The sequence below is a fragment of the Streptomyces sp. HUAS CB01 genome, from assembly GCF_030406905.1.
In the GTDB taxonomy this organism is placed as follows: domain Bacteria; phylum Actinomycetota; class Actinomycetes; order Streptomycetales; family Streptomycetaceae; genus Streptomyces; species Streptomyces chengbuensis.
This window is the reverse complement of the sequence record NZ_CP129137.1, coordinates 5,949,834-5,969,148: the sequence shown is the minus strand read 5'-3', so window position 1 is coordinate 5,969,148 and position 19,315 is coordinate 5,949,834. Positions and strand designations below refer to the sequence as shown.

Sequence of the window (19,315 nt, the reverse complement as noted above, 5' to 3'; positions counted from 1 at the left end):
GGTGAAAGGGCCGGTGGCCCCGGTGGCACGAGGGGCCTTCCGCCCACCCTCACGGGCCAGGCGGCGCCTTTCGTCGTCGTCGATGAAAGAGGCCGGAGGGTGCCCACGTGAGCGGCTCGGCTGCCCCACCTGCCCCGGGCAGGTGCCCGCACCGGTGGGCAGCGTCGGTGTGCCCCGCTCGGCCGTCGGGCCCGTTCAGTCGTGCGGGACGACCGCGACCGGGGCCAGGCAGTGGTGCAGGACCGCGTGGGTGACGGCCCCGATGTGGGTGCCGATCCGCGCGCGCCGGACCCTGCGGCCGACGACGACGAGCCGGGCGTCGTGCGACAGCTCCATCAGGTCCTGCGCCGGCCGACCCTGGCGGCAGTCGCGCACCACCGCTACGCCCGGGAACTTCTCGGTCCAGGGGGCCAGCGCCTCGTCGAGCGCCCGTCGTGCGTCTTCGGCGACCTCCGTCATGAGCAGCGGCAGTGCGCCGCCCATCTCGGGTCCGTAGAGCGCGGGGACGGCCCACCTGTGCACCACCCGCAGGCCGCAGCCGTGTCGGTCGGCCGCGCCGAAGCCGAAGGCCAGCACCTCGTCGCTGGGGGCGGACACGTCCAGACCGACCACCACCTCGCCCGTACGGTCCTGCTCGGGCTCCAGGGAGTCGTGCGGGCGAACGAGGACGACAGGTCGCCGCGTGCGGGCGAGCACGGCCAAGGAGACCGACCCTGCGAGGAAGCCGGCCAGAGGGCCCAGACCGCGGGAGCCGAGCACCAGCAATTCCGCTTCGTCGGAAGCGGCGCACAGCACCTCCACCGGGTCGCCGGCCACCCACTTCGTCTCGACGTCCAGGCCCGGGTGGCGGCGCCGCAGCCGCCTTTCGGCGATGGCGAGCGTGCGCTCGCCCCATCCGCGTGCCGTCTCCGCATCGACCAGACGGGTGCGCGGGTCCCCGTCACTGCTCCATGCCCGGAGCAGCAGCAGCGGCACCGCGCGGCGCAGTGCCTCCTGGGCGGCCCACTGTGCGGCGGTGAGGCTCTCCTGGGATCCGTCGAGGCCGACGGTGACGGTGCGGGACATGGGGACTCCGTAAGTCTGGCGTCCGGCAGGGCCGGATGCGGGGTACGTGGGCTGACCTGCACGGGCTCTCAGGGGAGTTGGCCGTCCGGCGCTCCGAGGCGCCCTGCTGGGAGGGCCTGCCCCTCCACAGTGGTCGGCCGGGGTGGTTCGCGCAGGGGGCCGGAGGTCCCTGTCGTGGGCCGGTGGGCCTCGCGGCCGCGCATCACCGGCTGGACGGCCCTGCCGCCGTGACCGAACGGCCGGGAGACAGGGCCGATGGGCCCTCCGCGGATAGCCGCCTCCTCACGGATGCTGAGGACAGGAAAGGGCGGCCGTAACGGCGTGCCCGTCGAACCGTATGGAGGCACCCTCATGACCAGCGCCATCACCGTAGGAGTGGACGGTTCCGCGGAGAGCCTGGCAGCGGCCGGCTGGGCGGCACGCGAAGCCGAACTGCGCGGGATGCCGCTGCGTATCGTGCACGCCTGGCTCTGGCAGCCGCTGGACGTCCCGGTCGTCCAGGACAGGGAGACGCAGGCCAAGTCCGCCCACACCGTGCTCCGCGAAGCCGAGACACACGTCGCCGGCCGTCACCCGGCTCTCACGGTCACCGCCGAAGTGGTCCAGGACACCGCGGTCGCCGCTCTGTTGAGGGAGGCCGAAGCGTCCGAGATGCTGGTGCTGGGTTCGCGGGGGCACGGGGCGGTCGTCGGCTTCCTCCTCGGCTCCTACGGTCAGCAGGTGATCGCCGCCGCGCAACGGCCCGTCATCTCCGTGCGCGCCCGTGACGAGCAGAAGCACGCGCAGGGCGGCGAGATCGTCGTGGGCCAGCAGGGCACGCCGGAGGACAGCGACGCGGTGCTCGGTTTCGCCTTCGAGGAGGCGGCCGCACGCGGCGCGGCCGTGCGCGCGGTACAAGCCTGGACCCTGCCGCCGATCTTCGCCTACAGCCCCGGCTCGATGCGCCTCGCGGACGAGGCGGGCGGACTGGAGCCCTTCGAGAAGAAGGCGCTGGCGGAGGCCCTTGCCCCGTGGCGGGAGCGGTTCCCCGACGTCCCCGTGACCGAGCACGTCGAGATCGGCAGCGCGGGACAGGTGCTGCTGTCGGCCGTGTCGAACGCGCAGCTGCTCGTGGTCGGCCGACGGACGCGCCGCGCGCCCGTCGGTACCCGCATCGGATCGGTCGCCCACGCCGCCTTGCACCATGCGCCCTGCCCCGTCGCTGTCGTTCCGCACGACTGACCATCTCCCGGTGGCGGGGGCTGAGCACATGGCCGGCCCCCGCCATGGGGACGACACCGCCGGGACCGCCGAAGCGGCCGTATCGCAAGGCGATGTCACGACGAGGAACACGTACCGGGCCGACCGGTGGGCTGGACAGGGACTCTCGCCGACTCGGCCTCTTCGCGCCGACCGTCTCCCTTCGACCGCGCGACCATCCGGACCGGCACCGGGTCCTGCCGCCTCGTTCGCACTACGGCAGAACCCGGACACGCAACCGCCGCCGACTGAGCTGCGGCATCACTCGGGAATCATGCGACGGCGCGGCAAGAGACTTCCGAACCCGCCTCGAGACGACACCGACGACAGGTGGTGCGTCCGGACGCCGCCGGATGTCGAAACGCGAAAGGTTCGGCGGCCGCGCCCGTCTGCTCTTCGTAGGCCGGGGATGCCGACAGCGGTCCCTGCTCGGCTCCGAGCGCGGCACAGAGCAGGGGCCGTTTCATCGGTACGCATCCGCGTACGGGACTGGCGTTCAGCCTCGCGGGCGGCCTTCCCGCCCGGCCGAACCGCCCCGGTCCGGCTGGGCAGCCAGTGCCTGGGTAGCGATGACGGCGGCCTGCACCCGGCGTTCGACACCCAACTTGGCGAGCAGCCGCGAGATGTTGTTCTTGACGGTCTTCTCCGCCAGGTACAGGCGCTTGCCGATCTCCCGGTTCGTCAGCCCTTCTCCCACCAGAGCGAGAATCTCCCGCTCCCGCTCGGTCAATCCGGGCAGCCCCTGGCGCTGCTCCTCCTGGGGGGATCCGCCACGCAGCCGGGCCATCACCCGTGCCGTGGCGCCGGGGTCGAGCATGGACTGGCCCGAGGCGACCGTGCGCACGGCGGTGACCAGGTCCGTGCCGGTGATCTGCTTGAGGACGTAACCGGATGCGCCGGCCATGATCGCGTCGAGCAGCGCCTCCTCGTCGTCGAACGAGGTCAGCATCAGACAGGCCAGGTCGGGCATGCGCGAGCGCAGTTCCCGGCACACGCTCACACCGTCCCCGTCCGGCAGACGCACGTCGAGGACAGCGACCTGCGGGCGCAGTGCAGGCACCCGCACCAGTGCCTGCTCGGCCGTACCGGCCTCCCCGACCACGGTCAGGTCGGGTTCGGCGTCCAGCAGATCGTGCACACCGCGACGCACCACCTCATGGTCGTCGAGAAGGAAGACCCTGACCGGTTCCTTCTCGGTGGGGCCGCCGCTGCTGTCTGTCATCGCACACTCCGTGTTCGCCGAATTCTCCGCCCCGAGGGGCTCCTTGGGCATCGTGTCGCGCGAGCGGGACCATCGCCCAGGGCCGGATGGCCCTCATACCCTGGCCAGGCCCGGCAATTGCCGGTACCCGATGCCGCAAAGCCCCGTGCACCCCGGTGAACGACGATCACGAGCCGGGTGAACGGCACCCGTCGGCGCCCCCGTTGCTCGGCCCTTTCGTTTTCGCTGCGACGACGAGGCGTCGCCGGCGAGGGACCTTCGGCCCCATGGGGAGGGGCCGCCGGACCTGCTGCCTTGGCTCGCGTTCCGGTGGACTTCCCTGCGTGCGCCGGCACGGCCGGGGCCTTCAGGCCCCGGGACACCGCTTGGATCGAGAAAGCAGGGCTGCCGCCATGACGACGCCCCAGATCAGCCTGACCACGACCCCGCTGGGCCACAGCACGACGGCCGTCGCCCTGGCCGGGGAGCTCGACCTGTACACCGTTGCGCACATCGAGGCGGAGCTGACCCACCTCACACGGGGGACCGGGCGCGAACTGCTGCTCGACCTGGCGGACGTCACCTTCTGTGACAGTTCCGGCGTGGCGCTGTTCCTGCGCGTGCACCGCCGGTGCGTGGCGGCCGGTGTGCGCTTGAGCCTGTGCCGCATCCAGCGGCTTACTGCTCGCGTCATCCGCGCCCTGGGTGTGCACCGCGCCGTGCCCTGCTCCTTCGCCTGACCCATCGGAGAGCTCCGGCCTGCGGCCATGGCGGAACCGGCACGGCTGAAAGGTCCGTTCGGCCCTACTGAGGCAGCGTGCGACGGGAGACGCTGGCTGGAGGCAGCGAAGTCGTCCAGGGCCGAGCTGGAGCAGAAGGTGGGCACGATGAAGGACGAAGCCACGCACACCACGGTGGGCGACCACCGTGAGGCGGTGGCGCCCCGGCGGACGGAACAGCTCGGCCGTGTCGAGGGCCTGCGGCTGCTCGGCAGCATCTCGCTCGGGCGCATCGTCTTCACACATCAGGCCCTGCCGGCCATCCGCCCGGTGAACCACCTCATGGACGGCGAGGACATCATCGTCCAGCTGCACGACGGCGCCACGCTCGCCTCCATCGTGACGCCGACTCAGGCCACAGGTGTCGTGGTGGCCTACGAGGCTGACGTCATCGACCTCGAGACGCACATCGGCTGGAGCGTGGTGGTCACCGGATACGCCCACCGGGTCACCGACGAGAGGGAACTCGCGCGCTTCGCCGCCCGTCTGCGCCCGTGGGTGCAACACCCCGCCATGAAGGCCGCGTTGCGCATCCGGCCGGACCTGGTGACGGGCTTGCAGGTCACCGCGTAGGGGCCTGCCGGCCGCACCGGATGACCGAGTGCTGCGACGGCGAATGCCGCTGTCACCGCGACTGCGGGCACCTGTTCCACGGCGGCCCTCAGACCGTCGGGTGGGGCCGCCGGACGCGCCACCGTCCCCGGCCTGCACCGGAAGGACAGGATGGGCGCTTGCCGGGAAGCCGGCGATCAATCGCCAGGGCCGGGGGCGAGAGGCGCGCGCCACACCAGCCGGCTGCCGCCCTCGTCCGGGCGCCCGATCTCCACGGTGCCGCCCACTCTGCGGGCCCGCTCTTCGAGGTTGTTCAGGCCGCTGCGCCGGCCGTCGGGGGGAATGCCTATGCCGTTGTCCGTCACGGTGAGGACGACTTCGTCGGAGGTGGCTTGCAGGGCGATCTCCACCCGGGTGGCGTGTGCGTGGCGGGCGGCGTTGCTGAGCAGTTCGGTCAGGGCTGCCGTGACGTGATCGGCCACCTGCGGCGGTACGTCCGTGTCCAGCAGGCCCTCCATGCTCAGGCGGGGCGGGAACCCGAGCGCGGTCGCCGTCTCGCCCACGGTGCGGGCTATGCGTGCCCGCAGGCTCGGTCCCGCGTCCTCCTCGCGGGCGCGCAGACCGAAGATGGTGGAACGGATGATCTTGATGGTCTCGTCGAGGTCTCCGACGGCGCGCGAGACCCGTTCGGCGGCGCCCTCGTGCTGCACGAGGCGTGCGGCGCTCTGCAACGTCATGCCGGTCGCGAACAGGCGCTGGATGGCGAGGTCGTGCAGGTCCCGGGCGATGCGGTCGCGGTCCTCCAGGAGCGCGAGCTGCTCGGCGTCGCTGCGGCGTTCGGCCAGCTCGAGGGCGAGCGCGGCCTGTCCGGCGAAGGCCAGCAGCGGCACCAGTTCGGCTTCGGTGAAGACCGGCTCTCCTTGGTGGCGGGCCAGCAGCAGCACTCCCCGGGTGTCCTTGACGGCGGTGCCCAGGGGGACGGCGACCGCCGGGCCCAGGCCGTCGAAGCGGCCGGGCCCGGCGCCGTACCGGTCGTCCTCGGCGAGGCCGGCGGTGGTCACGGGTGCACCGGCCTGGTAGGCGGCGCCGGAGAGGGTGCCTTCGACCGGTACTACCAGGCCGCGGCGGGTGTCGTCGTCGGCACCGATGGCCAGCTCGACGACGAGGTCGTCCGTCCCGGCCACGGGCACGGACACGTCGGCGAGCGTTGCCTCCGTGATCTCCCGGGCTCGGCGGGCGATCAGCTCCAGGACCTCCAGGCGCGGGCTGCCCGAGAGCAGGCTGTTGGTGATCTCCGCGTTCGCCTGCAGCCAGCGGTGCTGGCGCTGCGAGGCTTCGTAGAGCCGGGCGTTGTCGATGGCGACCCCGGCGGCGACGGACAGCGTGGAGATCACCGACTCGTCCTCAGCGTCGAAGTCCATGCCCCCGTGCTTGTCGGTCAGGTAGAGGTTGCCGAAGACCTCGTCGCGGACGCGGATGGGCACACCGAGGAACGTCCGCATCGGCGGGTGGTCGGCGGGGAACCCGTAGGACGCCTCATGGGCGCCGAGGTCGGTCAGGCGGAGCGGTTCGGGGTTGCGGATGAGCTCGCCGAGGATGCCGTGCCCGGCCGGCAGGGGCCCGATCCTGGCGATCTCCTCCTCCGTCAGGCCGACGGTGAGGAACTGCGACAGGCTCCGGCCGTCGGGGCCGATCACTCCGAGCGCCGCGTACTGGGCGTCGACCAGCAGCGCGGCGGCTTCCACGATCCGTCGCAGTACCTGCGCAAGGTCCAGTTCGCGGCCCACCGAGACGACCGCCTCCAGCAGGCTGTGCACCCGGTCCCGGGTGCCGCGCGCGGCGTTGATACGCGCCTGCAGTTCCTCCAGCAGCTCGTCGAGCCGCATCTGAGGCATCCGCGACAGCGGCTCCTCCACACCCACCGGGCCTCCTCCGCCGATCACCCGCCCGTACCGCGACAGCCTATCGGCCGTCCGGGTGGCCGGAGGGTCAGATCAAGGGCAGTGGCCGGGGCCCGGCGTAGTACGCGGCGCGCATGATGTCCTCCATGTCGTCGAGCATCGGCATGCGCGGGTTGGCCGGGGCGCACTGGTCCTCGTAGGCGTTCAGCGCCTGCTGGGGCAGGGCGCCGATGAACGCCGTCTCGTCGATGCCCAGGGCGCGGAAGGACGGCGCGATACCGACCGCGTCGCGCAAGCGCTCCACGGCGGCCGCGTAGGAGGCGACGCCTTCGGCGGGGGTGGAGGCGGGCAGGCCCAGTGCGCGGGCGACATCCTGGAAGCGTTCAGGGGCCCGGTAGCTCTCGTACTTGGGCCAGCCCGTCAACTTGGCCGGAACGCGGCCGTTGTAGCGGATCACGTGCGGCAGGAGGATCGCGTTGGTCCGGCCGTGGGCGATGTGGAAGGTGGCGCCCAGCGTGTGGGACATGGCGTGGACGATGCCGAGGAAGGCGTTGCCGAAGGCCATGCCGGCGATGGTGCCCGCGTTGTGCATCTTCTCCCGGGCCAGGGTCCGCTGTGCGCCCTGACCGGTGACCGCGCCCTCGAGGTTCTCGAAGATCAGCTTGATGGCGTGCAGCGCCAGACCGTCGGTGAAGTCATTGGCGTACACCGACACGTACGCCTCGGTGGCGTGGGTGAGGGCGTCGAATCCGCTGTCGGCGGCGAGCGGGGAGGGCAGGTCGGCGGTCAGCACGGGGTCGACGATGGCCACGCTCGGGGTGAGGGCGTAGTCGGCGAGCGGGTACTTCTTGCCTGTGGCCGGGTCGGAGATCACCGCGAAGGGTGTGACTTCGGCGCCGGTGCCGGAGGTGGTGGGCACGCAGACCAGGCGGGCCCGCTCACCGATGACGGGGAAGCGGAAGGCGCGCTTGCGGATGTCGGAGAACTTCTGCCGCATGTCGGCGAAGTCGACGTCCGGCTGCTCGTACAGCAGCCACATCACCTTCGCCGCGTCCATGGGCGATCCGCCGCCCAGGGCGATGATGGTGTCCGGGCGGAAGTCGCGCATGAGGGCGGCGCCGCGCCGCACGGACGCGATGCTGGGCTCCGGTTCGACATCGTCGATGATCTGGATGGTCACGGGGTGTTCCCGTTGTTGCAGGACGCGGCTGACGCGGTCGACGTAGCCGAGCCGGGTCATGGTGGCGTCGGTGACGACGGTGACGCGGTGCACGTCGGGCATCGAGGCGAGGTACCGGATTGCCTGGGGCTCGAAGTAGATCTTCGGCGGCACCTTGAACCACTGCAGGTTGTTCTGCCGGGTGGTGACGCGCTTGATGTTGAGCAACTGGGCGGCGGAGACGTTGTCGGAGACCGACGTGCTGCCCCAGGAGCCGCAGCCCAGGGTGAGGGAGGGAAGGAGACGGTTGTAGATGCCGCCGATCGCGCCTTGTGAGGAAGGCGAGTTGACGATGACCCGCACGGTCTTCATGCGGCGGCCGTAGCGCTCGGCGAGGGCCGGGTCCCCGGTGTGGATCACCGCGCTGTGCCCCTGGCCGTGGAAGGCGACCATATCGGCGGCGAGGTCGAAGCCCTCCTCGGTCGAGTCGGCCCGCAGGACGGTGAGGACCGGGCAGAGCTTCTCCCGGGTGAGCGGCTCGTCGGGCCCGACGCGGCTCGCTTCGGCCAGGATGAGCGACGTCTCGGCGGGGATCGCGAACCCTGCCCGCTCGGCGATCCAGTCGGGGCTCCGGCCCACGGCCGCCGGATTCACGCGGCCTTGCCGACCGGCCGGGTCCGGCGGGAAGAGGTAGGTCTCCAGCTTCCGCTTCTCCTCGGCCGTCGCGACGTGGGCGTGCAGGCGCCGGAACTCGGCCAGGGCCTCGTCGTAGATGCTGGTGTCGAGGATGACGGCCTGTTCGGAGGCGCAGATCATGCCGTTGTCGAAGGACTTGGACAGCACCAGGTCGTTGACCGCCCGGTGCAGATCGGCGCTGTGGTGCACGTAGGCGGGGACGTTGCCGGCGCCGACGCCGACGGCGGGCTTGCCGGCCGAGTAGGCGGCCTTGACCATGCTGTTGCCGCCGGTCGCGAGGATCAGGGCCACGCCCGGGTGGCGCATGAGCAGGCCGGTGGCCTCGATCGAAGGTGCCTCGATCCACTGCACGCAATGCTCGGGGGCGCCGGAGGCGACGGCCGCGTCCCGGACGATGCGGGCGGCCTCGGCGCTGCACGTTTGCGCGGAGGGGTGGAAGGCGAAGACGACCGGATTGCGTGTCTTCAGCGCCAGCAGCGCCTTGAAGACGGTGGTGGACGTCGGATTGGTGACAGGGGTGATCGCGCAGAGCACGCCGACCGGTTCGGCGATCTCGATGATGCCCTCGATGTCGTCGCACGCGATGACGCCGACCGTCTTGGTCCGGGACATGCTGTGGGTGACGTGCTCGCAGGCGAACATGTTCTTCGCCGCCTTGTCCTCGAACACCCCGCGACCGGTCTCCTCCACCGCCAGGCGTGCCAGGGCGGTGTGCTGGTCCAAAGCGGCGACGGACGCCTTGGCGACGATGTGGTCGACCTGCTCCTGCGTGAGGGACTCGAAGTCGGCGAGCGCCTTGGAAGCGTTGTCGACGAGCCGGTTCACGGCGATCCGCGCGTCGGAGGGGACGCCCCCGTCGGAGGTGTCGCGGTGGTCACTGGTCACCTGAGTCATGGATGGCTCCCTGGATGCGGATGGATCGGCCGGTCATGGGGTGGCCGCTCGTCGTGTCGGCTACAGCCTTGCGCCGGAGATGCCCGTGGCCGAAGGTCCCGAAGGTCCCGGGGAGGTGCCCGATGGTCTCCGGAGCCTCTTGGTCAGGCGTTCTTGCGGGCCCACTCATGGGCGACCCGGGCCCATTCCCTGCCCCACTGCGCAGTGAAGCGCCGTTCGCCATGCCGTCGCACGAGCTGGTGCACGGCGAACACCAGGAAACCGAGGCTCACCGTGACGGCGAGTGCGGCTACCGCGGCATCGAACCGTGCGGCGGCCGGCCCCAGCGGCGCGGAGGTCGTCGCCCCGTCCTCGTCCGTCCACACCGGGACGCGCGCTCCGCGCTCCAGGTGGCTTCCGACCGGCACCCGGCCCGTACGCGTGGTGCCGTCGGGCGCGGTCCACCGGGCGGTGGCCCGGGTGCGTGTGCTGCCCCTGGCCGCGGGGCCGGGATCCTCCGCCAGCACCGCGTCGGTGAGGTGGCGCTCGGTCCGCTGCTGAGCCCGCCCCTCCAGCACGGCCTCCCAAGCCACCGCGCCGCCCAGCGGCGCACCGATGAACCCGACCACGCCCAGGACCAAGAGGATCCAGCCCTCCACCGCGTGGTAACGACGACGCAGCGCATTACGGCGCCACCGCCACAGCCGCACCCTCCTGACGCGCGTCCCGGCACCTTGCTCTTCCCGGTCGGCCGGGTGCCCGGTGTTCATCGGGGGTCGAGAAGGGCCGCGACGTGCTGGGTCAGGTCGACGAGACGGTTGGTGTAGCCCCACTCGTTGTCGTACCAGCCGAACACCTTGACCAGGTTCCCGTGCGCCTGTGTCAGCGGGGCGTCCACGATGCACGAGGCGGGGTCGCCGACGACGTCGCGCGAGACGATCGGGGCCCCGCTCACGCGCAGGATGCCCTTCAGGGGCCCATCGGCGGCCTCGCGGAACGCGTCGTTGATGTCCTGTGCGGTCACCGGCTGTTCGAGGACAAGGCTGAGGTCGGTCAGGGAACCGTCCTCGACCGGCACGCGCACGGCGATGCCGTCCAGGGTGCCCGCCAGCTCGGGCAGGACCAGGCCGACGGCCCGGGCGGCGCCGGTGCTGGTCGGGATGATGTTGACGGCTGCCGTGCGGCCGCGGCGCAGGTCCTTGTGCGGGCCGTCGAGCACGACCTGGTCGTTGGTGTAGCCGTGAATGGTGGTCATCAGGCCCTTGACGATCCCGAAGCGCGCGTTGAGGACCTTCACCATCGGGGCCACGCAGTTGGTGGTGCAGGAGGCGTTGGAGACCACGTGGTCGAGCTGCGGGTCGTAGGTGTACTCGTTGACACCCATGACGATGGTGGCGTCCACGCCCTTGCCCGGCACCGACAGCAGGACCTTGCGCGCTCCCGCCTTCAGGTGCCGGCCGGCGTCCTCCCGGGTGCGGAAGCGGCCGGTGGCCTCGATGACCACGTCCACCCCCAGGGCCCCCCAGCGCAGGTCGGCCGGGTCGCGCTCGGAGGTGACGGCGATGCGGTGCCCGTCCACCGTGATCGATGCGTCGTCGTGCTCGACGGTGCGGCCCAGCCGGCCGTAGGTGGAGTCGTAGGTGAGCAGATGCGCCAGCACCTGCGGCGGGGCGAGGTCGTTGACGGCCACCACCTCGACCGGGGTGCCGCTTGCCGCCTCCGCGCGTTCCATGACACAGCGCAGGTAGTTGCGCCCGATGCGCCCGAAGCCGTTGATTGCTGTGCGTACGGTCATCTCCGCCGCCCTCCCGAGGGGTTCCGATGCAGGTGGCGCCAGCGTGCGGGCTCCCGTCTGCCCCGCGGCAGGGGTCGAACGGGGCTGTCCCCGTGCCGTTGGGCCCTCCTCTCCCGCACGCCGAGTGGCCCGACAGATCACGGGCCGAAGGGCCCGCGGTACAGGTCCTGACCGGTTCTGTTCGCCCTCCCCACCGCGGCCCACCCTGGGGGCAACGACAAGCAGAGGAACGGGCGATGAGGGCAGCAGTGGTGAAGACCCCGAGAGAGCCGTTGGCAGGTGCGCATCCGCGTCGAGGCGTCCGGGCTGTGCCACACGGACATCCACGGAGCTCACGGTGACCGGCCGGTCGAGCCCCCCTCCGTTCGTAGCCGCGCCCTGGCCGGTCTCCGGCGCGGCGGCAAGCCGGTGATGGTGGCTCGTCCCGCGGACGGCCTCGTCCAGCTGCCGGCCTTCTCGACCGTGCTCGACGGGACGTCCGTCGTCGGCTCGATCGTCGGCACGTCAAGGGCCGCGTTGTCCTCGACATGTGAAGCGCCCAGCCTCCGCGGGGGGATGCAGCCACCTCGGCGCCCCGAGACACGTTCCCTTCGTGCCGGGGGACGACGGCGGTGCCGTGGGCGGCGGCCAAGAGCTGTTCAAGCGAATGGAGATGGGAACCGTGGTGAAGCACCGGACGGTGGGCGAAGTGATGACGAGCGAAGTGGTCCAGGCTCACCCGGACACCTCCTTCAAGGAGCTGGCTCGCCTGCTCACGTCCCACCACATCAGCGGTCTGCCGGTGGTGGACGACGACGACAAGGTCATGGGCGTGGTCTCCCAGACCGACCTGACCCGGCGACAGGCGGCTCACGGCCGGACCGGATCCGGCCGGGACCGCGTGCTGGGAGCCCTGAGGCGGATCGCCCACGCCCGCCCCACCGCCACACTCTCCCTGACGGCCGGCGGGCTGATGTCGAGTCCCGCGGTCACCGTGCATCCCGAGCAGCGCGTGGTCGACGCGGCGCGCATCATGGAACGCCGCCACATCGACCGGCTGCCCGTGGTGGACGAGGAAGACCGTCTCATCGGCATCACCACCCGCCGCGACCTCCTGCGCGTCTTCCTGCGCACCGACGAGGAGATCCGCGAAGACGTAACCGGCGCTGTCTGCCTCCACAGTCCCACTGACGGCGCCGACGAACTCCCCCACATCGATGTCCGGGACGGGGTCGTCACCATCGAGGGCCCTGCCGGACCCGAGATCAACACCATGGCGCTGATCCGGGCCGCATGGCGGGTCGACGGCGTCGTCGGCGTGGTCAACCGGCCGGCGGCCGACCGGCGATACGCCTCGTCCGTACGGCCGAGCGAGGTATAGCAGTCGGGCCTTCCGAGATGCCGGGGAAGGTCTGCCTGAATGCCGAGCCACCGGCCATGGAAGGCGCGCTGCAGATCACCGCCCGTCCCCGGGAACAGCGCCGAACTCGTCCACCGCTTCGACGCCACCCCCTGTGGTGCTGGGGCTCGACCTCACCCGACCGTGCGACGAGGTGATCGAGTACGCCTTGTCCACTGCCGCGGCACGCGGGGCCGCCTTGAGGCTCGTCCACGGGTGGGACACGCCGATCGTGTTCGGATGCGACCCCCGCGCCGTCGATCCCGGACACGGCGCCGCGAGGGGACTGCGGGAAGCGAGCGCCCGACGCGCTGCGGCCGTGGCGGTGCAAGTTCCCGGATGTCGGCGTCAAGGAGCAGTGCGTGGTGGGCCGGGCGGCCGACCACCTCGTGGACGCCTCGAAGGACGCCTCGTTGCTGGTCGTGGGACGGCGCGTACGCCGCGCGGCGATCGGCAGGCACATCGGCCGGTCACGCATGCGGTGCTGCACCATGCTGCGGTGCCTGTTGCGGTGGTGCCGCACCTCTGACCGTCCGTCGGAGGCGGCATCGCAGATGTGGACCGGGTCTGCCAGGGCCGGGTGCGGGCGCTTCCCTCCAGGGGCAGCGGCCGCACCAGGCCCTGGCCTCTTGACGGTGCGGCATCGGCGCTCCCGTGCCGACGGTGGCGCGTCGCCCAGGCCCTGGCCCGCTGACCGCGCAGGGGGCGCGGAGGCCAGGAAGCGCAGCGGCGCCGCGTGCAGGTGCCGCCCAACGCCGGAGAGGCGATGATCCGCCACCACCGGCAGGCCATCGCCCTGTCCGACATGGTCGATTCGCACGCGCCTCCAGCCGGGGTCCCGCCGTGGAGCGTCAGAGCAGGTGCACCTGCCACGTGACTCCCGGGAGTCAGTCCTGGAGCTGGGCGTGGGGCCAAGTGACGGGCCTCGCCTCCCGGTTGGGTTTCGGGACGGCATCCGCACCGGCACTGTCCGTTCCGCGCGCGGTGGGCGGGCTCACGACGTCTTCCCGGAGTGGGAGTCGTGGCCGTACATGTTCGTGGCAGCGACCAGGGCGAGCATCCCGACCGCCATCATGATCAGCCCCACCAGTGGCCGGTCAGCGCCGTCCCACTGCCAGTCGACGGCGAATACGAGTATCGCGCCGAGCCCGATCGATGTGACGGCTCCGATGGCCAGCAGTCCGAGCATGTGGCCCACCTCCTTGAACGGCTGATGGGCACCCTGCCCCCGCCGGATCTCACTGTCGCCGAACAGCGGGGCGGCGCCCAGGGGCCTGATGGCCCGTCCGGCGCAGCCATGAGGCCCCCGCACCGCGCGGTAGACACAGGGGTGGGCCGGCAGGCCGAGCATCGGCCTGCCGGCCCGGGACATCGTGACGGGGTTCAGCCCAGGGCCGCGCCGAGTGCCAGGAAGCCGGCGACCGCCACCAGCAGCATGCCCATGAGAGGCGCCATGAAGCGCAGATACTGGTCGTAGCGGACCCTGGCCAGGGCAAGGCCGCCCATGACGACAGCGGAAGTGGGGGTGATGAGGTTCACCCATCCCGAGGCCGACTGGTAGGCGGTGACCACCAGGGCTCGGCTGACTCCGGCGAAGTCGGCCAGCGGCGCGAGGATCGGCATGGCGAGGGCCGCGTGGCCGGAGGAGGAGGGGACGAAGAACGCCAGGGGGAGGTTCACCACGAACATCAGGACGGCGAACACGCCGGACGATGTGCCGGAGACCGCCCCGTGCAGGGTGTTGAGGATGGTATCGGTGACGCCGGCGTTGTTCATGATGACGGTGACACCCCTGGCCAGCATGACGATCATGGCCGCGCCGACGAAGTCTCCCGCTCCGGCGGTGATGGCCTCCGCGGTGCCCTTCTCCCGCAGGCCTCCGATCAGCCCGACGAGGATGGCCGCGACGATGAACAGGGCGGCGAGCTCGGGGAAGTACCAACCGAGTGTGGGCAGGAAGGTGACGTGCAGATCGGTCCAGGGGATCACGGCGAAGATCATGAAGAGGAAGGTGGCCGCGAAGAGGCCCAGGACGGTGCGCTGACGACTGGTGAGCTCCACCCGGCCGCCGCCTTCGGCCCGGAGACGGCGGTCGTCCTCGGTGAGCGGGGTCAGGGAGCGGGAGGGGTCGGCGGTGATGCGGCGGGCGTAGCGCAGCAGGTACGCGGCTGCCAGCGCCGTCAGGCAGGCCCACATCGCCAGGCGCAGCAGGATGCCGTCCCCGGTGCCGATGCCGGCGCTGTCGGAGGCCACTCCGGTGGCGAACGGGTTCACGGTGGAGGCGAGGGTGCCGACTCCCGCGCCGACCATGATGACGGTCGCGGCGACCATGCGGTCGTAGCCCAGGCCGAGCATCAGGGGGATCATGAGCCCGTAGAAGCCGAGGGTTTCCTCCGCCATGCCGTAGGTGGTGCCGCCGAGGGAGAACACCGCCAGCAGGACGACGAGCAGCACCGCTCTGTGGTGGCGCAGGCGTTGAGCGAGACGGCCCACCCCGGCGGTGAGGGCTCCGGTGCGCATGGTGACGGTGATGAAGGCCCCCACGGCCAGGATGAAGAGGAACACTCCGGCGGCGCCCGCGAAGGTTCCGGTGCCACCGGGTGTGGTGAGACCGCTCTGGGTGTCGGTGACGCCGTACAGGCCGTTGACCGGTGAGAGGAACAGGTCCTTGAGCCGCTCCCAGAAGCCGGTGGTCACCTCCACCGGTCGGTAGGTGCCGGGGATGGGGCTGCCGTCCTTGGTGTCGTAGCGTCCGGCGGGCAGCACGAAGGTCAGGGCCCAGACCGCGACGGTGACCGCTATCAGGACGGTGAACGCGGAGGGGAACGACAAGCGCCGCTTCGTGGGTGCGGTGCCGGCGTTGTCGGCGGCGGGCTCGGGGGCTCTGGGGGTGGTGCCGAGGCTCATGTCAGGTCCTCATGTGCGTCGAGGCGGCCGTCGAGGTCGCGGCCGGTGGGTGTGACGACGGTGCCGGCGGTCCCGTCGAGGATGGCGCGGGCGTCTCGGAGGGCGCCGATGGCTGCCGTGCCGCCCGTGAGTTCCACGAACCGGCACACGGCGTCGACCTTGGGGCCCATCGATCCCGCCGGAAAGTGCTGGGCTCGCAGCGCTGCGGGGGTGGTTCGTCCGATGGGCTCGGCGTCGGAGGTGCCGTAGTGGAGAGAGACGTGGGGGACGTCGGTGAGCAGCAGCAGGGCGTCGGCGTCGAGCGCCTCGGCCAGGAGGGCCGCGGTGAGGTCCTTGTCCACCACCGCTTCGACTCCGGTCAACTGCCCCTGCCCGTCCCGGATGACCGGTACCCCGCCGCCCCCGGCGCACACGGCCACCGCTCCCGACTGGAGCAGCAGCCGGATCAGCCGGGTCTCCACGACCCTCTGTGGGCGGGGTGAGGGTACGACGCGCCGCCAGTGCGTACCGTCCTGCTTGACCGTCCAGCCCCGGTCGGCGGCCAGTCGTTCGGCCTCGTCCCGTTCGTAGACGGGGCCGACGAACTTGGCCGGGTCGGCGAAGGCGGGGTCGGCCGCCGAGACCAGGGTCTGGTTCAGCAGGGCGCACACCTGGCGGCCGGGCAGGGCGTTCTGCAGGGACTGCAGGAGCCAGTAGCCGATCATGCCCTGGGTCTCCGCGCCCAGGACGTCGAAGGGGTAGGGGCTGCTCAGGGAGCTGTCTGCGGCGCTTTCCAGTGCGAGGACGCCGACCTGGGGGCCGTTGCCGTGGGTGATGACGAGCTCGTGCTCGTGGGCGAGCGGGGCGAGGGCCGCCACGGCGGCGCGGACGTTGGCGAGTTGCACGGCGGCGTCCGGCCGCTCCTCGCGGCGGAGCAGGGCGTTGCCACCCAGGGCGACGACGACACGCATGAGTGTTCTCCAGGGGGTGGGTGGCGGGCGGGTCAGTCGGCGAGGGTGGCGACGAGAACCGCCTTGATGGTGTGGAGCCGGTTTTCGGCCTGGTCGAACACGATGGAGTGGGAGGACTCGAAGACCTCGTCGGTGACCTCCAGCGCGGTCATGCCGGTGCGGGCGGCGATCTTGGCGCCGACGGTGGTGTCGCCGTTGTGGAAGGCCGGAAGGCAGTGCATGAACTTCACCCGCGGGTTCCCGGTCGCCTGAAGGACGGCGGAGGTCACCTGGTACGGCTTGAGCAGGGCGATGCGTTCGTCCCACAGCTCCGGCGGCTCCCCCATCGACAGCCAGACGTCGGTGTAGACGAAGTCGACCCCGGCCACGCCCTCGGCCACGTCCTCGGTGAGCGTGATCCGCGCGCCGGTGCCGGCTGCCACCTCGCGTGCCACGTCCACCATCTCCGGGGCGTTGTGCAGGGAGCTGGGGCCGACCATGCGTACGTCCATGCCGAGCATGGCCCCGGTGATCAGCAGGGAGTTGCCGACGTTGTTCCGGGCGTCCCCCAGGTAGGCGAAGGACACCTGGTGCAGCGGCTTGTCGGTGTGCTCCCACATGGTGAGCACGTCGGCGAGCGACTGGGTGGGATGCCACTGGTCGGTCAGCCCGTTCCACACCGGCACGCCGGCGTACTCGGCCAGCTCCTCCACCAGGCGCTGGTCGCTGCCCCGGTATTCGATGCCGTCGTAGTAGCGACCCAGCACCCGGGCGGTGTCCTTGATCGATTCCTTGTGTCCGAGCTGTGAGCTCGAGGGCTCCAGGTACGTCACGTGCGCGCCCTGCTGGTGGGCGGCCACTTCGAACGCGCAGCGGGTCCTGGTCGAGGTCTTCTCGAAGATGACGGCGATGTTCCTGCCGCGCAGCCTCTGCTCCTCGCAACCGCTGCGGCGGTCCGCTTTGATCCGCGCGGACAGCTCCAGGAGGTGGCGGAACTCCTCCGGGGTGAAGTCGAGTTCCTTGAGGAAGGTGCGGTGGCTCAGGTCGACGGTCATGCTCTGGCTCCTTGGGGCGGGTGTCAGGGGGTATGGCAGAGTGGGAGTGTCCGGGCGCCGGGGGCGTCAGCCGGCTTCTCGTTCGATGGGGCAGCTCATGCACCGAGGGCCGCCACGGCCTCGGCCGAGCTCGCTGCCGCGTACGGTGACGACCTCGATCCCGTTCTTGCGCAGGTAGGTGTTGGTGGTGACGTTGCGCTCGTAGGCGACGACCACCCCGGGTTCCACGGCCAGCACGTTGCAGCCGTCGTCCCATTGCTCCCGCTCGGCGGAGCGCACGTCCTGGCTGGGTGTGAGCACGTTGATGGATGGCAGGCCCAGGGCGTCCGCGACGGCCTGGTCCATGTACTCGGGTGCGTGGTCCGTGATCCTCAGTCCCTGCCCGCCCGTGCCGGGTTCGATCGTGGACGTCGGCAGCATGCCCAGGCCGGCGTAACGGGTGAAGGTGTCACCGCTGACCATCGTCATCACGGTGTCCAGGTGCATGAAGCTGCGGCGCCTGGGCATGTTGATCGCCACCACCCGCCGGGCGGAGCCCGCGGCGAACATGCGCAGGGCCAGGTTCTCCACGGCCTGCGGGGTGGTGCGCTCGCTCATGCCGACGAGCACGGCGCCGTTGCCGATGACAAGGACGTCGCCCCCCTCGATGGTGGCGGGGTAGGCCCCTTCACCGTCCGTCCATCGGTGGAACTCGCCCTTGTCGAAGAGGGGGTGGTGGCGGTAGATGGCCTCGAAGTGGACCGTTTCGCGGCGGCGGGCCCGCTTGCTCATCGGGTTGATGCTCACCCCGTCGTACACCCAGCACGATGTGTCGCGCGTGAACAGGTGGTTGGGCAGCGGTGCGACGAGGAAGTCGTCGGGCGCCAGGGCATGGAGCCGGACACTCGGTGTGGCCCCGACGCGCTCGAGCAGTTCACCCTTGGTGACACCACCGATGAGGCAGGCGGTCAGCGCGGTCGGCTCAAGGGAGTCGAAATAGGCGCGGAAGTGGTCGGTGGCCAAGGCCCCGAACTCGCGCTCGTCGCAGACGCGATCCACGATCAGCTGCCGGGCGGCGGGCAGTGCCAGCGTCTCGGTCAGCAGGTCCGCGAAGAGATGGACACGCACTCCACGGTCGCGCAGCGTGTCGGCGAAGGCGTCGTGCTCCTCGCGGGCGCGCTTGACCCACAGCACGTCGTCGAAGAGGAGCGCGTCCTTGTTCGTGGGAGTGAGCCGTTTCAGTTCCAAGTCCGGCCGGTGCAGGATGACCTGCTTCAGACGGCCCGTCTCGGAGTCGACGTGAAAAGACATGGGACCCCCGTAGGGTCGGTTTCGAAGTGCCGCGGAAGCAGGGCACATGACGTGCTCCCCGGCGTCCGCGTGACGCCCGGGGAGCACTTGAACCCTGTCACTCGCGGCCGACTGAACCCGGACGGCAACAGTCCCCGGTGGCAGGCCGTGCGGTACCGGCGGTGAGGGCCCGTTGGGCCGAGGCCGCAGGGCCCTTCGGCTCTGGGTGCCGGACGGAAGGACAGGCGCACGGATGCACGGTCTGTGTGCATCGGCCCCGCTGGCCCCGCAGTGCCCTGGCGGCCTGCTCCACTGCGCGCCTCTTCGCGGTACCACGACCACGGGGGACCCGCAGTGGTGCAGCCGGCGTGCGTGACGGAACCTGGGCCGACCAGGCGCCATGAATGCCGCGCCACGCCGCCCCCGGACGGATCCTTCCGCAGCACCGGCGCCCCGCGCCTACCACCCGCGCGGACCCCCGACCACCATGGCCGCCCGCACCGCTCGCGCCACCCCC

Annotated in this window: 15 protein-coding genes and 1 pseudogene; 5 read left to right on the top strand and 11 right to left on the bottom strand. The window is 71.2% G+C overall.

The features are described from left to right. Window positions 1-195: 195 nt before the first annotated feature. Entirely contained in the window at window positions 196-1,065 is an 870-nt protein-coding gene (locus QRN89_RS26340; protein ID WP_290351844.1) for a universal stress protein, read from the bottom strand. Between the two features lie 351 nt (window positions 1,066-1,416). Here QRN89_RS26340 and QRN89_RS26335 point away from each other — a divergent pair, with 351 nt between their 5' ends. Then, window positions 1,417-2,286, top strand: a complete 870-nt coding sequence (locus QRN89_RS26335; protein WP_290351843.1) for a universal stress protein — start codon at window positions 1,417-1,419, stop codon at window positions 2,284-2,286. A gap of 514 nt (window positions 2,287-2,800) precedes the next feature. Here the strand turns inward: QRN89_RS26335 and QRN89_RS26330 are convergent. Then, window positions 2,801-3,526: a response regulator gene (locus QRN89_RS26330; RefSeq protein WP_290351842.1), complete on the bottom strand. Its 726-nt coding sequence runs from the start codon at window positions 3,524-3,526 to the stop codon at window positions 2,801-2,803. 392 nt (window positions 3,527-3,918) lie between these two features. On the opposite strand from QRN89_RS26330, the gene QRN89_RS26325 reads away from it, so the two are divergent. Continuing rightward, entirely contained in the window at window positions 3,919-4,245 is a 327-nt protein-coding gene (locus QRN89_RS26325) for an STAS domain-containing protein (RefSeq protein ID WP_290351841.1), read from the top strand. Between the two features lie 147 nt (window positions 4,246-4,392). Beyond that, complete coding sequence (locus QRN89_RS26320) at window positions 4,393-4,857, top strand: pyridoxamine 5'-phosphate oxidase family protein (protein WP_290351840.1); 465 nt, start codon at window positions 4,393-4,395, stop codon at window positions 4,855-4,857. Between the two features lie 176 nt (window positions 4,858-5,033). Here the strand turns inward: QRN89_RS26320 and QRN89_RS26315 are convergent, their stop codons facing one another. From QRN89_RS26315 to gap, 4 genes are all read right to left on the bottom strand, one after another. Further along, window positions 5,034-6,758 carry a sensor histidine kinase gene (locus tag QRN89_RS26315; protein ID WP_390702682.1) on the bottom strand — a complete coding sequence of 575 codons (1,725 nt, stop codon included), beginning with the start codon at window positions 6,756-6,758 and terminating at the stop codon, window positions 5,034-5,036. A 67-nt stretch (window positions 6,759-6,825) separates the two neighbouring features. Further along, complete coding sequence (gene adhE, locus QRN89_RS26310) at window positions 6,826-9,486, bottom strand: bifunctional acetaldehyde-CoA/alcohol dehydrogenase (RefSeq protein ID WP_290351839.1); 2,661 nt, start codon at window positions 9,484-9,486, stop codon at window positions 6,826-6,828. 143 nt (window positions 9,487-9,629) lie between these two features. Further along, window positions 9,630-10,235, bottom strand: coding sequence for an Rv1733c family protein (locus QRN89_RS26305; RefSeq protein ID WP_290351838.1), 606 nt, complete (start codon window positions 10,233-10,235; stop codon window positions 9,630-9,632). Further along, the gene (gene gap / locus QRN89_RS26300; protein ID WP_290351837.1) at window positions 10,232-11,260 is read right to left on the bottom strand and encodes a type I glyceraldehyde-3-phosphate dehydrogenase; all 1,029 of its coding nucleotides are present in this window, start codon (window positions 11,258-11,260) and stop codon (window positions 10,232-10,234) included. The genes QRN89_RS26305 and gap overlap by 4 nt, the downstream gene beginning before the upstream one ends. Window positions 11,261-11,641: 381 nt before the next feature. Between gap and QRN89_RS26295 the strand changes: the two are divergent. Next, a pseudogene (locus QRN89_RS26295) lies at window positions 11,642-11,764 on the top strand (zinc-dependent alcohol dehydrogenase); the annotation flags it as partial. An 88-nt stretch (window positions 11,765-11,852) separates the two neighbouring features. Then, entirely contained in the window at window positions 11,853-12,620 is a 768-nt protein-coding gene (locus QRN89_RS26290; RefSeq protein WP_356948656.1) for a CBS domain-containing protein, read from the top strand. Window positions 12,621-13,632: 1,012 nt separating this feature from the next. On the opposite strand, the gene QRN89_RS26285 is transcribed toward QRN89_RS26290, so the two are convergent. The 5 genes from QRN89_RS26285 to QRN89_RS26265 all read right to left on the bottom strand — a co-directional run bounded on the left by QRN89_RS26285 (window position 13,633) and on the right by QRN89_RS26265 (window position 18,819). Next, window positions 13,633-13,827, bottom strand: a complete 195-nt coding sequence (locus tag QRN89_RS26285; RefSeq protein WP_290351836.1) for a hypothetical protein — start codon at window positions 13,825-13,827, stop codon at window positions 13,633-13,635. 194 nt (window positions 13,828-14,021) lie between these two features. Then, window positions 14,022-15,545, bottom strand: a complete 1,524-nt coding sequence (locus QRN89_RS26280; protein ID WP_290351835.1) for a YfcC family protein — start codon at window positions 15,543-15,545, stop codon at window positions 14,022-14,024. Further along, entirely contained in the window at window positions 15,542-16,495 is a 954-nt protein-coding gene (locus QRN89_RS26275) for a carbamate kinase (RefSeq protein WP_290351834.1), read from the bottom strand. Before QRN89_RS26275 ends, QRN89_RS26280 begins: the two co-directional genes overlap by 4 nt. A gap of 32 nt (window positions 16,496-16,527) precedes the next feature. Then, entirely contained in the window at window positions 16,528-17,529 is a 1,002-nt protein-coding gene (gene argF / locus QRN89_RS26270) for an ornithine carbamoyltransferase (RefSeq protein ID WP_290351833.1), read from the bottom strand. Between the two features lie 66 nt (window positions 17,530-17,595). Next, entirely contained in the window at window positions 17,596-18,819 is a 1,224-nt protein-coding gene (locus QRN89_RS26265) for an arginine deiminase (protein ID WP_290351832.1), read from the bottom strand. Window positions 18,820-19,315: the final 496 nt, after the last annotated feature.

Excerpts from the sequence above, each read along its gene's own strand:
- QRN89_RS26340 (WP_290351844.1), bottom strand. The coding sequence starts at position 1,065 with ATGTCCCGCACCGTCACCGTCGGCCTCGACGGATCCCAGGAGAGCCTC.
- QRN89_RS26335 (WP_290351843.1), top strand. The coding sequence starts at position 1,417 with ATGACCAGCGCCATCACCGTAGGAGTGGACGGTTCCGCGGAGAGCCTG.
- QRN89_RS26330 (WP_290351842.1), bottom strand. The coding sequence starts at position 3,526 with ATGACAGACAGCAGCGGCGGCCCCACCGAGAAGGAACCGGTCAGGGTC.
- QRN89_RS26325 (WP_290351841.1), top strand. The coding sequence starts at position 3,919 with ATGACGACGCCCCAGATCAGCCTGACCACGACCCCGCTGGGCCACAGC.
- QRN89_RS26320 (WP_290351840.1), top strand. The coding sequence starts at position 4,393 with ATGAAGGACGAAGCCACGCACACCACGGTGGGCGACCACCGTGAGGCG.
- adhE (WP_290351839.1), bottom strand. The coding sequence starts at position 9,486 with ATGACTCAGGTGACCAGTGACCACCGCGACACCTCCGACGGGGGCGTC.
- QRN89_RS26305 (WP_290351838.1), bottom strand. The coding sequence starts at position 10,235 with ATGAACACCGGGCACCCGGCCGACCGGGAAGAGCAAGGTGCCGGGACG.
- gap (WP_290351837.1), bottom strand. The coding sequence starts at position 11,260 with ATGACCGTACGCACAGCAATCAACGGCTTCGGGCGCATCGGGCGCAAC.
- QRN89_RS26285 (WP_290351836.1), bottom strand. The coding sequence starts at position 13,827 with ATGCTCGGACTGCTGGCCATCGGAGCCGTCACATCGATCGGGCTCGGC.
- QRN89_RS26280 (WP_290351835.1), bottom strand. The coding sequence starts at position 15,545 with ATGAGCCTCGGCACCACCCCCAGAGCCCCCGAGCCCGCCGCCGACAAC.
- QRN89_RS26275 (WP_290351834.1), bottom strand. The coding sequence starts at position 16,495 with ATGCGTGTCGTCGTCGCCCTGGGTGGCAACGCCCTGCTCCGCCGCGAG.
- argF (WP_290351833.1), bottom strand. The coding sequence starts at position 17,529 with ATGACCGTCGACCTGAGCCACCGCACCTTCCTCAAGGAACTCGACTTC.
- QRN89_RS26265 (WP_290351832.1), bottom strand. The coding sequence starts at position 18,819 with ATGTCTTTTCACGTCGACTCCGAGACGGGCCGTCTGAAGCAGGTCATC.